Raw genomic sequence first — 14,707 nt, 5'->3', positions numbered from 1 at the left:
CTCCTACCGGGAAACGCGGTCAAACTGTAGGAGCGGGCTTGCCCGCGAAGGGTCCGGTAAAGCCAACTCAAATCCCACAGAGCTCACGCAGCAGCCCGGTATCCAGATGCTTCTCCACCAGATCCGCCAACCGCTCGATATCCCGCTCGCGCAACCCGTGGTAATCCACGTCCTGCACATCCTGCAATCCCGCCCAGCGCAACAGCGCACTGCACGCCGCCGGCGACTCGAAGAGGCCATGCAGGTAGGTGCCGAAAATCTGCCCGTCGACACTCTGCGCGCCATCGCAGCGGCCGTCATCAAGCTGCACGGCAGCGTTTTCCAATGCCGGTCCGGTAGTGACGCCGGCATGGATTTCGTAACCGCTGACCTCAGCATTCTCCAGCGCCAGGCGCCCACGCACGTTGCGCAGCTGCTTCTCTTCTTCCAACTGCGTTTCAAACGCCAACAGCCCCAACCCCGCACTCGAGCCCGACGCCCCTTCCAGCCCCAGCGGATCATGCACCTGCCCCCCCAGCATCTGCAGACCACCGCAAATACCCAGGACCTTTCCGCCATAGCGCAAATGCCGGGAAATCGCGGTGTCCCAACCATTGGCACGCAGGTACGCCAGATCGCTGCGCACGCTTTTCGAGCCAGGAAGAATGATCAGGTCGGCCGGTGGAATCGCCTGGCCGGGGCCGATGAATTGCAGGTCCACTTGCGGGTGCAGGCGCAGGGGATCGAAATCGGTGTGGTTGCTGATGCGCGGCAACACCGGCACCACCACTTTCAACAGTTGCCCGGCCTTGTCGGCCTGGCGCTGATCGATGCCGTCCTCGGCTTCCAGGTGCAAGTCCATCACGTAGGGCAGCACGCCGATCACCGGTTTACCGGTGCGCGCCTCGAGCCAGTCGAGGCCGGGTTGCAGCAGCGCGATGTCGCCACGAAAACGATTGATGATGAAGCCTTTGACCCGCGCCTGTTCGCTAGGCGACAGCAGTTCCAGGGTGCCCACCAAATGGGCGAAAACCCCACCGCGATTGATGTCGGCGATCAGCACCACCGGGCAATCCACCGCTTCGGCAAAGCCCATGTTGGCGATGTCGCCAGCACGCAGGTTGATCTCGGCCGGTGAGCCCGCGCCTTCGACCATCACCACGGGATACGCCGCGCTCAAGCGTTCATGGGAGGCCAGCACCGCTTGCATGGCGATAGCCTTGTAGTCGTGATAGGCCACGGCATTCATGGTCGTGACCGCACGACCATGGATGATCACCTGGGCGCCGGTATCGCTGTTGGGCTTGAGCAGCACCGGGTTCATGTCGGTGTGGGGCTCAAGATGGGCGGCCTGGGCCTGCACCGCTTGGGCGCGGCCGATCTCGCCACCGTCGGCGGTCACCGCGCTGTTGAGCGCCATGTTCTGCGGTTTGAACGGCACCACGCGGACACCTTGGCGTGTCACCCAGCGGCACAGCGCCGTTACCAGGGTGCTTTTACCGGCGTCGGAGGTGGTGCCCTGCACCATCAGCGTGGTCATGGGTGTTCCTTGGCGTAGGCGTCCAGCGCCGAAGCGAGACGTGCCCAGTCGGCTTCATCGCCAGGCAGACCGAAACGCAGGCTGCTGTTGTGGGTGAACAGGCGCAGCAGAATGCCGCGCCGGGCCATGAAGTCGTGAAGCAGTTCGGCGCGCTCGGTGCTCAGCCACTGGAACAGGGCGCAACCGCCCTGGGGCTCGAGGCCGTATTGCGTCAACAAGGTGGCCAGCCGCGCGCTGGCCTCATCGGTACGCAAGCGCTGGCGCGTGTGCCCTTCGGTGTCGCGCAGGCATGCCTGGCCGAGCACCCGGGTCGGCCCGCTGACCGCCCACGGCCCGACCTGCTCGGCGAGCAGCTTGAGCAACCGGCGCTCCGCCAGGACAAAACCCAGGCGTACCCCGGCCAGGCCGAAAAACTTGCCAAAGGAGCGCAGCACGATCAAACCGACCTGATGGGCAAACGGCGCCACGCTCAGGTGCGGCGTGTTGTCCATGAAGGCCTCGTCCACCACCAGCCAGCCACCGCGCGGGGCCAGGCGCGAATGCCAGTCGAGCAGACGCGCGGGCGTCAGGTTCAGCCCGGTCGGGTTGTTCGGGTTGACCACCACCAGCACGTCGAGGCTGTCGACAAAGAAGTCGACTTCCTGCTCCAGCACCTCGCGCACGATGTAGCCATTGCGCCGCCACGCCTCGGCATGCTCGGCGTAACAAGGCGACAGCACGCCGACCTTGCCCGCCCGGCGCAAGCGCGGCAGTAACTGGATGGCCATCTGTGAGCCGGCGACCGGCAGTGCCTGCAGGGTGCCGTAGTAGTCACAGGCCGCCTGCTCCAGGCCGTCATCGGTTTCCGGCAACCGCGCCCAGGCGCGCAGCGGGATGTCGGGCACGGGAAACGGCCAGGGCGCCAGGCCGCTGGACAGGTCGAGCCAATCGGCTTCGTCAATGCCGTAATCGTGCGCCGCCTTGCGCAGTCGTCCACCGTGCTCAAGCATAAAATTCAGCCCCCACGCACAAAATCAGCAGCCACAACCATACCCCTCGCTGGACCAGTTGCCAGCCGCGCTCGATGGCGTCGGCATTCGCCGGCACGCCCTCGCCCAGCTTCGGGCGCTGATGCAGTTCACCGTGATAAATCGCCGGCCCGCCCAACTCGACGCCCAACGCACCAGCACCCGCCGCCATCACCGGGCCGGCATTCGGGCTATCCCAGGTCGGCCCCTGGGTGCGCCAGCATTTCAACGCCAGGCGGGTCTTGCCCAGCAGCGCGTAGGTCAACGCCACCAGACGCGCGGGAATGTAGTTGAGCACATCGTCAATCTTCGCCGCCGCCCAGCCGAACCGCTCGAAGCGCTCGTTGCGATAGCCCCACATCGCGTCCAGAGTGTTGCTCAAACGGTAGAGCACCACGCCCGGCGCGCCAGCCACGGCAAACCAGAACAATGCGGCAAACACCGCGTCACTGCCGTTTTCCAGCACCGATTCGGTGGCGGCACGGGCGACGGCGGTTTCATCCAGATCGCTGGTTTTACGGCTGACCAGATAACTCACGCGTTGGCGTGCTTCTTCAAGATTATCGCTGCGCAAAGCCTTCGCCACCGGCGTGACATGCTCGCCGAGGCTGCGCATGCCCAGGGCGCAATAGAGCGCAAGAATCTCGACGATCCAGCCGACGTAGGGCGCCCAGGAAAATGCCGTAGCCAACAGGGTCAGCGGCAACACGGCGATCACCCACGCGGTGACCCCATGGCTGCGCCAGCCGCGACCGCCGCCATTGAAACGTTGCTCGATGCGCTCGGCAAATCGGCCGAACGCCACCAGCGGATGCCAGCGTTTGGGTTCACCCAGCAGCGCATCCAGCGCCACCGCGGCGACACTCAACAACGCCACACTCATTGACTCTCTCCCCAATAGTTTTCATACAACAGCTCACTCAGCGGACGCGCCTGCGCCCAGCCTTCGAGTACCAGCATCGGTGCCGGATAAAAGGCCTTGACCGGTCCCAGGCAAAGAATCGCCAAGGGCTTGGCACCCGGCGGCAGGCCCAGCAGGTCCGCCAGGGCTTGCGGCTCGAACAGCGAGACCCAGCCCATGCCCAGCCCTTCGGCGCGGGATGCCAGCCAGAGGTTCTGGATCGCGCAGGACAACGAGGCCAGGTCCATTTCCGGCAGGGTACGACGACCGAAGATATGCCGTTCGCGATCGTCCATCAGCGCGGCGACCAGCACCTCGGCGCAATCGTTGATGCCCTCGACCTTGAGCTGCATGAACTCGTCGGTGCGCTCACCCAGGGCCTCGGCGGTGCGCACGCGCTCCTGCTCCACCAGGACCTGGATCTGGCTGCGTAGCGCGCGGTCACTGATGCGGATGAAGCGCCAGGGCTGCATCAGGCCAACACTCGGGGCCTGATGCGCGGCTTCGAGCAGGCGCCGCAGTAAATCGGGCTCGACCGTGCCGCCGGCGAAGTGGCGCATGTCGCGGCGTTCGCCAATGGCGCGGTAGACCGCATCGCGTTCGGCTTCGGAGAAGGCGTTGTCGGTCATGGCCTCTTCGCTGTAGGAGCTGGCTTGCCAGCGAAGGCGGCCTCAAGGTCGGGTGCAAACAACGCGGCAACCGCCTTCGGATTGGACGGAAAATAAAAATGCACATAAGAGGCCGTCATCCGCCCCTCACGATAAACCGCCTCTGCCCCGCGTCCGCCGTTAGGGCTCAAGCCCCGGGCAATCGGTGTCAGTTCGGTGGTGGTCAAGGAATGATGATAAGTGTGCCCACGCAGTGAACCTTCCGGTAGCTCCACCGCCTGCAAGGCCAACGCAGCCAGGCGCTTCTGCATCACCGCATCGCCCTTCAACAAGCCGACCAGCTCTGCCCGAGTACCCTCAACATCGGTCAACGAGTCGAGCAGATAAAGCATCCCGCCACATTCCGCCAACAAGGGTTTGCCCGCCGCGTGATGCGCGCGGATCGCCGCCAACATCGAGGTGTTCTGCGACAGCGCCACATGGTGCAATTCCGGATAACCGCCCGGCAGATACAAGCTGTCCGCCTCGGGCAAAACAGCGTCACGGATCGGCGAGAAAAACCGCAACTCGGCACCCATCGCCCGCAACAGATCCAGGCTGGCGCCATAGGTGAAGGCAAACGCCTCATCACGGGCCACGGCGATGCGCACGCCAGCCAGAAGCGGTTCGGCCGCGATTACATCCGGCGCGGCGAAGGTCACCGCCGGTGGCAGCGCGACTTCGCAACTGCTGGCCAGGGCGTCTGCCGCTGCATCCAGGCGCACGTCCAGGTCGTTCAACTCGCTGGCTTGCACCAGGCCCAGGTGGCGGCTCGGCAATTCAATGCCGGTCTCCCGAGACAAGGCGCCGTACCAGCGCAGGCCTTCGGTCAGGCTGCCTTCGAGTAGTTGCGCATGGCGCAGGGTGCCCACGCGGTTGGCCAGCACGCCGGCAAACGGCAAGTCCGGCTGATAGCGCGCCAGGCCCAGGGCCAGTGCGCCAAAGGTCTGGGCCATGGCGGTACCGTCGATCACAGCGAGCACCGGCACGCCGAAATGCCGCGCCAGATCGGCGCTCGACGGTGTACCGTCGAACAGCCCCATGACGCCTTCGATCAGGATCAGGTCAGCCTCAGCGGCGGCCTCCCACAACAGGCGACGGCTTTCCTGCTCGCCGACCATCCACATGTCCAGTTGATACACCGGCGCACCGCTGGCGCGTTCGAGGATCATCGGGTCGAGAAAATCCGGGCCACACTTGAATACCCGCACCTTGCGTCCCTGGTTGCGATGCAACCGGGCCAGCGCGGCGGTCACGGTGGTCTTGCCCTGGCCGGAGGCCGGCGCGGCAATCAGTACCGCCGGGCAATGACGAGGTTGATTCACAGCTCGACGCCTTTTTGCGCTTTGATACCGGCCTGGAAGGCGTGCTTGATCATGCCCATTTCAGTGACGGTGTCGGCCAGTTCGACCATCTCCGGCTTGGCGCCGCGACCGGTGACCACCACGTGCTGCATCGGCGGGCGCGCTTGCAGGTCGCTAAGCACCTGATCGAGATCGAGGTAGCCGTGCTTGAGGGCGATGTTCAGTTCGTCCAGCACCACCAAGCCGATCGATGGGTCGCGCAGCAGTTGCTGCGATACCGCCCAGGCAGCTTCGGCCGCCGCGATGTCGCGCTGGCGATCCTGGGTCTCCCAGGTGAAACCTTCGCCCATCACATGAAAACGCACCTGCTCGGGGAAGCGCCGGAAGAACAGTTCTTCGCCGGTGCTGTTGCGCCCCTTGATGAACTGCACCACACCGCACTGCATGCCATGCCCCATGGCACGCGCAAGCATGCCGAAGGCCGAGCTGCTCTTGCCTTTGCCGTTGCCGGTCAGCACCAGCAGCAGGCCACATTCGTTCGGGGAATTGGCGATGCGTTCGTCGATCACGGCCTTTTTGCGCAGCATGCGCGCCAGATGACGTTCGTCACGATCAGGGGTATCAGACATGGGGGAGCTCTCCGTTGAAGCAGGATTAACGGCGGGCAGGCACAAGAATAGACGGCAAGAAGCCTGGCATCGCCCACCGTGATGCCGCTTGGATGGATCAGGCCGGTCTCCGGGCTCATGAGCGGCGTAATGCCGGACTGCGCGCCTTCCCGCATCAAGGATCGACGCAGTGGCTTCTGACGCAGTTTTCACTCATTTACCGTTGCGGGGGCAGCGCCGGGATCGCGGGGCTTCATCGACTGAAGCGCTCAACTCACCGGCTTCCCTGTTTCACTCTGTCGACCCAAAGCCACAGAGCACCTGAAACAAGCGGCGAAGGTTAGAGGGTTGGGGGTGGAGCGTCAATTGAAGACGCGGTACCGCGGCGAATAACTGCCACCCATCAATAATGTGACGTCAATCTTGTGCCACACTCACAGCAGTGATATCAAATAGCCACACGCCTCAACACAATAACAAGGGTGAACCCCATGCAAGGCATCATCATCAGCAATCCGAAGCTGGAATTCCTGCGTCCGGTCCTGGAACGCTGGTTCGACTGTATCGACCGCTACAACGCCGTGCGCGGCGACACCGAGTCGCCCTACTGGCTCGACGAAAAAGCCAACCTCGGCCTGCTGTCCGCTGCGGCCTGGATGGCTGAAATGATCACCCTGCAACAATCACCTACCCGCAAACAGACCGAAGAAGGCGAACGCAACGGCCGCGCCGATCTGTTTATCGCCACGCCCGAAGCACGCGCCTGGCTGCAGACCACGCAACGCTGGCCACGGGTCAACAGCCTGAACTTGACCCAGGCCCTGCTGGACATCACCAGCGACGCGAAAAAAATCAGCTACGCCAGCGACCTGAAAATCGGCTGCCTGTTCGTCGCGCCGCACAAGAACCAGCAAGGCGCCACCCCTGAAGAACTGCAGGACATGGTTGATGACCTGCAAAAGGAGCACAGCTGCGCCGTGGCCTGGTATTTCCCCTATGCCTATCGCAAATTGCGCAACGAAGCCGGCCACTATCACCCCGGCATCGCCGTGCTGCTCAAGGAAGCTCGCGGCTAACGTTGAACCATCGGGCTGCCGCGCTTCTCTATGGTTTAAGTCACTTCATTCATAGGGAAGGTCAGCAATGCGCACGTCTCAGCTGGTTTTCGTTATCGCATTAGCGGGAGGGCTCGCCGCCTGTGGCGAAACCGCCCGCTTGCAAGTCACCGACGGCACCGGGCCCTCCCCCAAGCTCCCGGAACCCAACAAGACTCTGTTCCCGACGATGAACATCGCCCCGGCCATCGGCTGGGCGGACGGCGCCAAACCGGTGGCGGCCAGTGGCACTCAGGTCGGCGCCTTTGCCGAGGGCCTCGATCATCCGCGCTGGCTCTACGTGCTGCCCAATGGCGACGTGCTGGTCGCCGAAACCAACGCCCCGCCCAAACCCGATGACAACAAAGGCATCAAGGGCTGGATCACCAAGAAAGTCATGGGACGTGCCGGTGCCGCCGTTCCGAGCCCAAACCGCATCACGCTGCTGCGCGACAGCAACCACGATGGCATCGCCGAAACCCGCACGGTGTTCCTGGAAAACCTCAACTCGCCCTTTGGCATGACCCTGGTCGGCAATGACATGTACGTTGCCGACACCGACCGGCTGCTGCGCTTTCGCTATGTCGATGGCGAAACGGCCATCAAGTCGCAACCGATCAAAGTCGTCGACCTGCCGGGGGGCACCCTTAATCACCACTGGACCAAGAACGTCATCGCCAGCAAGGACGGCAGCAAGCTGTACGTCACGGTGGGCTCCAACAGCAACGTCGGCGAAAACGGCATGGACCAGGAGCAAGGGCGCGCGGCGATCTGGGAAGTGGATCGTGCCACCGGCAACCACCGGATCTTCGCTTCAGGCCTGCGCAACCCCAACGGCATGGCCTGGGAGCCACAAAGCGGCACGCTGTGGACCGCCGTCAACGAGCGCGACGAAATCGGCAGCGACCTGGTGCCGGACTACATCACCTCGGTCAAGGACGGCGCTTTCTATGGCTGGCCATTCAGCTATTACGGCCAGCACGTCGACGTGCGCGTCGAGCCGCCAAACCCCGACCTTGTGGCCAAGGCGATTGCCCCGGACTACGCGGTCGGCCCGCACACCGCCTCACTGGGCCTGACGTTTGCCGAGGGCAACAAGCTGCCGGCGCAGTTCAAGGAAGGCGCTTTCATCGGCCAGCACGGCTCATGGAACCGCAAGCCGCATAGTGGCTACAAAGTGATATTCGTGCCCTTCAGCGGCGGCAAACCGAGCGGTCAACCGGTGGATGTGCTCAGCGGTTTTCTCAATGACGAGGAAAAAGCCATGGGCCGGCCGGTGGGTGTGGTGGTTGATCAGCAAGGGGGTTTGCTCGTGGCCGATGATGTGGGGAACAAGGTGTGGCGAGTGTCGGCGGTGCAATAACCTGCACATGAAACAGGCCTGTCGGTCGGCCGCCTTGCTTTGGATTTGGCTCTGGCTTTGGCTCTTGATGTAGATGTTGATTTTGATTTTGATCTTCTTGCCCCATCGTGAGGCCGAGTGGAGGTTCTGCGCAGTGGGTAAACCGGCATGGATGCCGGGTTAGCCGCGGGGTGTCAGACTTCCCGCGTTATCGTTGACCTCCATCGCGAGCAAGCTTGCTCCTACAGGCTTTTCCAAGTGACTCGCCGTAAGGGCGAAACCATAAGCGGCCGTTACCGAAGGAATGGATATGTACTCGGTCAAGAAAATCCAGGTCGGCTGTCAGGCCGCCATCGCTGGCAAGCCAGCTCCCACAGTTGATCGGGTACAGCCGGGAGAGATTGGTCGGCTATCAGGCCGTCATCGCTGGCAAGCCAGCTCCTACAGTGGATCGTGTACAGCCGTAGGAGATGGGTCGGCTGTCAGGCTGGCTCCCACAATAGATCGGGTACGGCCGTGGGGAGATGGTGCGGTTGTCAGGCCGTCATCGCTGGCAAGCCAGCTCCTACAGTGGATCGTGTACAGCCGTGGGAGATGGGTCGGCTGTCAGGCCGCGCCATCGCCAGCAGGCTGGCTCCCACAGTAGATCGGGTACGGCCGTGGGAGATGGGTCGGCTTTGAGGCCGCCATTGCTGTGTGCCTGGAGATCAGCGTTTACGGCAGAGCGTCAGCCCATCCCCCAACGGCAACAGCGATAGATCCACTCGCGCATCATCCTTCAAGGCACGATTGAGCGCCTGGATGGCGCGGGTATCTTCACTTTCTGGATTCGCCTCAAGCACCCGGCCACTCCACAGGGTGTTATCGAATACTGCCAGGCCGCCGGTACGCAACAGGCGTAGTGCATGTTCCAGATAGGCCGGGTAATTGGCCTTGTCGGCATCGATGAACACCAGATCGAACTGGCCCGGTGCGTCCAGCCTGCCAAGGGTTTCCAGCGCCGGCGCCAAATGCAGATCTATCCGCCCGGCCACGCCGGCCTCCTGCCAATAGCGGCGCGCGGTGGCGTTGTAGTCGCCGGGCAGGTCACAGCAGATCAGCGCACCGTCATCCGGCAACGCCGCTGCCATGCACAGTGCGCTGTAACCGGTGAAGGTACCCACTTCCAGCACACGCCGTGCACCGATGAGCTTGACCAGCAAGGCGAGAAACTGCCCCTGTTCCGGCGCCACCTGCCAGCGCGCCATGGGCAGCGCCTGGGTTTCGTCGCGCAGGCGCTTGAGCAGCGGCGTTTCGCGCAGGGAAACGTCGAGCAGGTATTGATAGAGCGAATCGTCGAGGTTGAGCGTGCGGGCAGTCATGACAACACCCTCTGGCGGTTACGGATTGCGCGCCAGATGCTCGGGTTGCAGGACGCGCTTGGCACTCAGGTAGGCTCTCTGCCAATACGCCTTGGACAGGCTGTCGAGCTTGACCGTGCCACCGGTGGCCGGCGCATGGACGAAGCGCCCTTCACCGACATAGATGCCAGCATGGCTGACCTGGGAACCGCCATTGGTGGCGAAGAAGATCAGGTCACCGGTTTGCAGGCCCTCCTTGCCGACACTGGCCGCTTGCATGGAAATCATTTCGCGGGTGGTGCGTGGCAGGGAAATACCGGCAACATCACGGTAGACGTAGCCAATCAGCCCACTGCAATCGAACCCGGAGTCCGGTGTGTTACCGCCCCAGCGATAAGGCGTGCCGACCAGCCCCAACGCGCGAAACAGCACGTCTTCCGCTTCCGGAGAAAAGGCCTGGGAGGGACCGAATACGATGGGTGCACGAACCACCGGCGCAGGGGGCGGTGTACGGCTGGCGCAAGCGCTGAGCAGCGCTGCGAACAGCATGATTGCGAGGCGGGCCGACTTCGTCATAGCAGAGCATCCTGATCAGGCTGCGGCTTTTTTCTGCGCGAGTGCAGAAAAGAAAACCGCCTGCGGATCACGCAGGCGGTTTGCCATCATTCATGGATCAGAATTTTAGCGCTTATATGGCAAACTTCAAGTAAGACTTTAAGTTCGCCCTACGAAAAGTATGTTTACTTGCGAGCGGTGACGATTGGAGTCGCCGCGGGTGCCATCGCGAGAGCCCGCTTGGCTTCGATGAAGGTCTTGCTCCAGTAGCTGTCGCCCAGGCTATCGATGCGCACACCACCGCTACGGCGGCTGCTGGAGTGGATGAACTGGTTGTCGCCCAGGTAGATCCCGGCGTGACTCACACGACCGCGACGACCGTTAGTGGCGAAGAACAGCAGGTCGCCCGGCTCGAGCTTGCTGCGCGAGACCAGTGGTGCATCCACGTTGATCATTTCCCGAGTGGAGCGTGGCAGGTTCATGCCCGCTTCTTCACGGAACAGATAACCGATGAACCCGCTGCAATCGAAGCCGGCTTCAGAGGTACCGCCGAAACGGTAACGGGTACCGATCAGGGACATGCCGCGTTCGAGGATGCTGTCGGCCAGAACCGGAAGCTGGTAAGACTTGCCATTGCCGAAGCTGGCCAGTTCTTTTTCGGTGGCCGCTTCTTCCTGTTCAAGCGCTTGCTGATAAAGCGCGGAAGACTGGGCGGTAACGGAATTTTGAACCTGCTGTTGTTGTGCTTGCTGGGACACTGGCGTGTGGGCAGCGCAACCGAACAACAGGGTAACGAGTGCGAGAGGCACGAGGGGTGCAAAGCGATTTAGCATGGGCACGACCGTGGCTGATTGATGTCAAGAAGCCGAGACTATGCCCGCTATCATCCTCATTTGCAAATTCAATCGAACTTTTTGTGACTTCTTCGTTTCTCGCTGACATCTAAGCGCTAAAGCCCATTCTAGACACTTACGCAGCCTGCCCCCGCGCAGGAAAGCGGATTTTCTGCCGTCCGAAATATTCGATATATCGCTGTGGGCCTTGAATTTACAGGGCCTTGGCTACCAGCCCAAGGTCTCTTTAAGGAAAGGAATGGTCAGCTTGCGCTGGGCTTGAAGAGAGGCCTGGTCGAGTTGCTCGAGCAGTTCAAACAGCGCGCTCATGCTGCGGGTACCGCGAGTCAGGATAAAGTGCCCGACTTCGTCGGTCAGGTGCAGGCCGCGACGTGACGCGCGCAATTGCAGGGCGCGCAGCTTGTCTTCGTCGGAGAGTGGGCGCATCTGGAAGATCAGCGCCAGGGTCAGGCGCGACTTGAGGTCAGCCAGCTTTACCGGCAGCTCGCGGGGCGAAGTCGATGCGGCAATCAGCAGGCGCCGACCACTGTCGCGCAGTCGATTGAACAGGTGAAACAACGCCTCTTCCCAGTCAGCCTTGCCGGCCACCGCCTGCAGGTCGTCCAGGCAGACCAGCTCGTATTGCTCGAGGTTGTCGAGGATTTCGATGCCGCGATCCATCAACTCGGCCAGCGGCAGGTAAACCGCCGGTTCGCCCATCTGTTCGAAACGCAGGCACGCGGCCTGCAACAGATGCGTGCGCCCTACCCCGTGCTTGCCCCAAAGGTAAATCAGGCTTTCGGTCCAGCCGGCGTCGGCTTCGCACAGACGCTCGACATAGCCGAGTGCAGCGGCATTGGCGCCTGGGTAGTAGTTGATGAAGGTGGCGTCGTCACGCAGACGCACACCTAGGGGCAGCTGAATCGGTTTCATGCTGACTGAACAGTTCCAAAGGAACCGTTAGTGGCCTCTGTGTAAAGTTTGCGAAGTTTATACCCGTGAGGCCGACCGCACAATGCGACAGACCACAAGCAAAATCAAAGGTTTGCGTTAGCGCACCGGTTTTATGACAGATTCTTTGGCGCTGCGGGCAGCCCGCCGGGGTCTATCCGGGCTGCCCGTGACCCCGTCTATAGCTCGGGTTCGTCAACACCACTGTACATATCAGAATCCTTATACAAATCATGCACATGGCGCAGCAGCACCATGATCACCGCCGCCACCGGCAGTGCCAGCAAAACGCCGGTAAACCCGAACAGCTCGCCTCCGGCCAGAATCGCGAAGATCACCGCCACTGGATGCAGACCGATGCGGTCGCCCACCAGCAATGGCGTCAGCACCATGCCCTCCAGCGCTTGACCGACCATGAACACTGCGACAATGCCCATCATGGGATACAAATCGCCACCAAACTGGAACAGACCCGCAATCAGCGCCGCGCCAATACCAATGATGAAGCCCATGTACGGCACGATGGCCGCCAGCCCGGCAATCATCCCGATCAACAGGCCCAACTCCAGGCCCACCAACATCAGGCCCGCGGCGTAGATCACGCCCAAGGCGACCATCACCAGCAATTGCCCGCGTATGAAGGCGCCGAGCACCTCATGGCACTCTTCGGCCAGTGACACCGCCTGCTCTTCGCGGTCCCGCGGCAGCAGGCTGCGGATCTTCGCCACCATCAAGTCCCAGTCCCGCAGCAGGTAGAAACTCACCACCGGAATCAGCACCAGGTTCGCCAGCAAGGCTATCAACGCCAGGCCCGACGCCGTCGCCTGGGTCAGGACCACGCCAACGATGTCGGTGGTCTGCCCCATGTGCTCGCTGATCGCCGCCTTGAGCTTGTCGAACCTCCAGAAGCCTTCCGACAAGCCAAACTTAGACTGCGTCCATGGCAATGCCGTGTGCTGCAGCCAATCGAGCATCTGCGGCGCCAGCTCATACAAACGAAACAGCTGCTTGGCGAGCATCGGCACCAACACCAGCAACAGCGTGGTGAAGATCAGGGTGAACAGGGCAAATACCGCGATCACGCCCCAGGTGCGTGACAGGCCGGCCTTTTCCAGCCGATCCACCAGGGGGTCAAACAGATAGGCCAACAACAACGCCACCAGGAACGGCGTGAGGATCGGGTGCAACAGCCAGATAAACGCGCAGAGCAAGAGCACTCCACCCAACCAGAACCAACGCCGCGTATCGGCCATGTACCACTCCATTGCTGCTATATAAAGAAAGAAAATCCTACCAGCGGAAACGCAATTGCGGCGTCGGTGCCGGCGCAGGCGCGACCGCAGGGGCCGAACCACCGGCTACAGGCTGGACCGGAACCGCTGGCACCGGTGGCGGCGCCTGATCTGCCGTGACCTCCTGCAATTTTGCCAGCGACAACTGCGCGCGCAATTGATCGGTACTGCCATTGACCCGGTAAAGAATCCGGTCGCCGTCGACACTTTGCGGACGACCTCCGAAAGGCTCGAGCAAACGCCCAAGGCTCGCATAACGCTCCAGGTTCATGCCCTGGACTTCGAGCAACTGCGCGGCAGAAGACCCCGGCTTGGCGACAAATCGCGGCGCCAGTCGCTGGTTCACCGCCAGCATCACCGCGTCCGCCAGAGCGGCCTGATCGGCGCCCTGGGCACTGCCCGCCTCTTTCTGATCGCCCAGCCACAATTGCCACTTGGCTTGCCACTGGCCGCCCTCTTCCCGGGCATGCACCGCCAGCAAGGCGTCGGCATTGTAACGCTGCGATGCGTTGCGCAGGGCCGACGGATCAGTACTTTCCAGATTCGGCGCGGTGGCGACGATCTGTTCGTTGAGGTCCGCCAGCGGTAGACGCAGGGGCAGACCACGGTGCTGCGCAGCGCGGCGCAGTGGCGTCGCACCGGCCTGGCCATCACCCACCAGGCTCGCGCCCTCGGTGTAGTCGTTCAACCACCAGCCCAGGATCGACGGCCGATTGGCGCCCCACATCGCCAGCCCGGCCCGGCGCAAGGCCTGCTCGGTGGTACCCGGGTCGAAATCGACTTTCAACACTTCCGGCGGGCCGGCCTCGAAGCCGTACTGGCTGATGATTTGCTGCGGGTCTTTGCGAACCGCCGCCAGCCCGGGATTCTGGGGTGCCTTGGGATCGCCAGTGAGGCGCAGGACCAGCGTATCGAGCGCCCGTTGTGTCGCTTCGTCACGCTCTTGCGCCGACTGGCCGTTGACCGGTTCGCGCACCTGATAAAGGCCTTTGACGGTTTCAGCCTGGCTGACAAGGCTGACCACTGACAAGCAGCCCACAAACAAGAATTTACAAAAACCCATGGAAGATTCCTGAGGACAAAAGCGGCTGGAACAGACCGCATGAAGACGAACGAACAAGGCTGTGACCCTCGCCCGACGCAAAACATTCACACGCCCTGGGTAAGTTTTCGCACTGTGATAACGATAGACGGTTAATGACGACAACTTGTGCAGGCGAGCAGGATGTCAGCCACAGGGGGCGATGGCGGTTTTTTTTCGGCCGATATGCCCCCTGCCGTCGGCCTGAGGATGGCCGCTGACCGTCAAGCCTG

General features: G+C 62.3%; 14 protein-coding genes and 1 riboswitch. Of the genes, 2 read left to right on the top strand and 12 right to left on the bottom strand.

Annotated elements, in window-relative coordinates; translation table 11 throughout:
- Window positions 1-67: 67 nt before the first annotated feature.
- From ACM6I6_RS11930 to cobO, 6 genes are read right to left on the bottom strand one after another with little or no spacing between them, the layout of a single operon-like run.
- Window positions 68-1,519 carry a cobyric acid synthase gene (locus ACM6I6_RS11930; protein WP_414919926.1) on the bottom strand — a complete coding sequence of 484 codons (1,452 nt, stop codon included), beginning with the start codon at window positions 1,517-1,519 and terminating at the stop codon, window positions 68-70.
- Entirely contained in the window at window positions 1,516-2,508 is a 993-nt protein-coding gene (cobD, locus tag ACM6I6_RS11925; RefSeq protein WP_274074921.1) for a threonine-phosphate decarboxylase CobD, read from the bottom strand. Before cobD ends, ACM6I6_RS11930 begins: the two co-directional genes overlap by 4 nt.
- On the bottom strand, window positions 2,501-3,409 hold the full coding sequence (gene cbiB, locus ACM6I6_RS11920; protein ID WP_414919925.1) for an adenosylcobinamide-phosphate synthase CbiB: 909 nt from the start codon (window positions 3,407-3,409) through the stop codon (window positions 2,501-2,503). The genes cobD and cbiB overlap by 8 nt, the downstream gene beginning before the upstream one ends.
- Window positions 3,406-4,056, bottom strand: coding sequence for a 5,6-dimethylbenzimidazole synthase (gene bluB, locus ACM6I6_RS11915; protein ID WP_274074919.1), 651 nt, complete (start codon window positions 4,054-4,056; stop codon window positions 3,406-3,408). The genes cbiB and bluB overlap by 4 nt, the downstream gene beginning before the upstream one ends.
- On the bottom strand, window positions 4,053-5,399 hold the full coding sequence (locus ACM6I6_RS11910) for a cobyrinate a,c-diamide synthase (RefSeq protein ID WP_274074918.1): 1,347 nt from the start codon (window positions 5,397-5,399) through the stop codon (window positions 4,053-4,055). The genes bluB and ACM6I6_RS11910 overlap by 4 nt, the downstream gene beginning before the upstream one ends.
- Window positions 5,396-6,007 (bottom strand): cob(I)yrinic acid a,c-diamide adenosyltransferase, encoded by a 612-nt coding sequence (gene cobO / locus ACM6I6_RS11905; RefSeq protein WP_008065287.1) that lies wholly within the window; start codon window positions 6,005-6,007, stop codon window positions 5,396-5,398. The genes ACM6I6_RS11910 and cobO overlap by 4 nt, the downstream gene beginning before the upstream one ends.
- A gap of 82 nt (window positions 6,008-6,089) precedes the next feature.
- Window positions 6,090-6,326: riboswitch (cobalamin riboswitch) on the bottom strand.
- A 151-nt stretch (window positions 6,327-6,477) separates the two neighbouring features.
- On the opposite strand from cobO, the gene ACM6I6_RS11900 reads away from it, so the two are divergent.
- Together ACM6I6_RS11900 and ACM6I6_RS11895 are read left to right on the top strand one after the other, a co-directional pair.
- A complete protein-coding gene (locus ACM6I6_RS11900) occupies window positions 6,478-7,062 on the top strand; it encodes a hypothetical protein (protein WP_414919924.1) in 585 nt (194 codons plus the stop codon).
- A 67-nt stretch (window positions 7,063-7,129) separates the two neighbouring features.
- On the top strand, window positions 7,130-8,443 hold the full coding sequence (locus tag ACM6I6_RS11895; protein ID WP_414919923.1) for a PQQ-dependent sugar dehydrogenase: 1,314 nt from the start codon (window positions 7,130-7,132) through the stop codon (window positions 8,441-8,443).
- Between the two features lie 686 nt (window positions 8,444-9,129).
- Here the strand turns inward: ACM6I6_RS11895 and ACM6I6_RS11890 are convergent.
- From ACM6I6_RS11890 to ACM6I6_RS11865, 6 genes are all read right to left on the bottom strand, one after another.
- Entirely contained in the window at window positions 9,130-9,783 is a 654-nt protein-coding gene (locus ACM6I6_RS11890; RefSeq protein WP_414919922.1) for an O-methyltransferase, read from the bottom strand.
- An 18-nt stretch (window positions 9,784-9,801) separates the two neighbouring features.
- Complete coding sequence (locus tag ACM6I6_RS11885) at window positions 9,802-10,338, bottom strand: C40 family peptidase (protein ID WP_274074914.1); 537 nt, start codon at window positions 10,336-10,338, stop codon at window positions 9,802-9,804.
- Between the two features lie 164 nt (window positions 10,339-10,502).
- On the bottom strand, window positions 10,503-11,150 hold the full coding sequence (locus ACM6I6_RS11880; RefSeq protein ID WP_323608830.1) for a C40 family peptidase: 648 nt from the start codon (window positions 11,148-11,150) through the stop codon (window positions 10,503-10,505).
- Window positions 11,151-11,378: 228 nt separating this feature from the next.
- Window positions 11,379-12,083, bottom strand: coding sequence for a DnaA regulatory inactivator Hda (gene hda, locus ACM6I6_RS11875; protein WP_008063324.1), 705 nt, complete (start codon window positions 12,081-12,083; stop codon window positions 11,379-11,381).
- Window positions 12,084-12,280: 197 nt separating this feature from the next.
- Window positions 12,281-13,354 carry an AI-2E family transporter gene (locus ACM6I6_RS11870; protein WP_323627650.1) on the bottom strand — a complete coding sequence of 358 codons (1,074 nt, stop codon included), beginning with the start codon at window positions 13,352-13,354 and terminating at the stop codon, window positions 12,281-12,283.
- A 37-nt stretch (window positions 13,355-13,391) separates the two neighbouring features.
- The gene (locus tag ACM6I6_RS11865; protein ID WP_414919921.1) at window positions 13,392-14,456 is read right to left on the bottom strand and encodes a DUF2066 domain-containing protein; all 1,065 of its coding nucleotides are present in this window, start codon (window positions 14,454-14,456) and stop codon (window positions 13,392-13,394) included.
- Window positions 14,457-14,707 lie beyond the last annotated feature (251 nt).

Origin of the sequence: Pseudomonas sp. IT-P218 (assembly GCF_949767605.1) — a bacterium.
In the GTDB taxonomy this organism is placed as follows: Bacteria; Pseudomonadota; Gammaproteobacteria; order Pseudomonadales; family Pseudomonadaceae; genus Aquipseudomonas; species Aquipseudomonas putida_AE.
The sequence above is the reverse complement of the archived record's forward strand: the minus strand, read 5'-3'. Positions and strand labels throughout refer to the sequence as shown.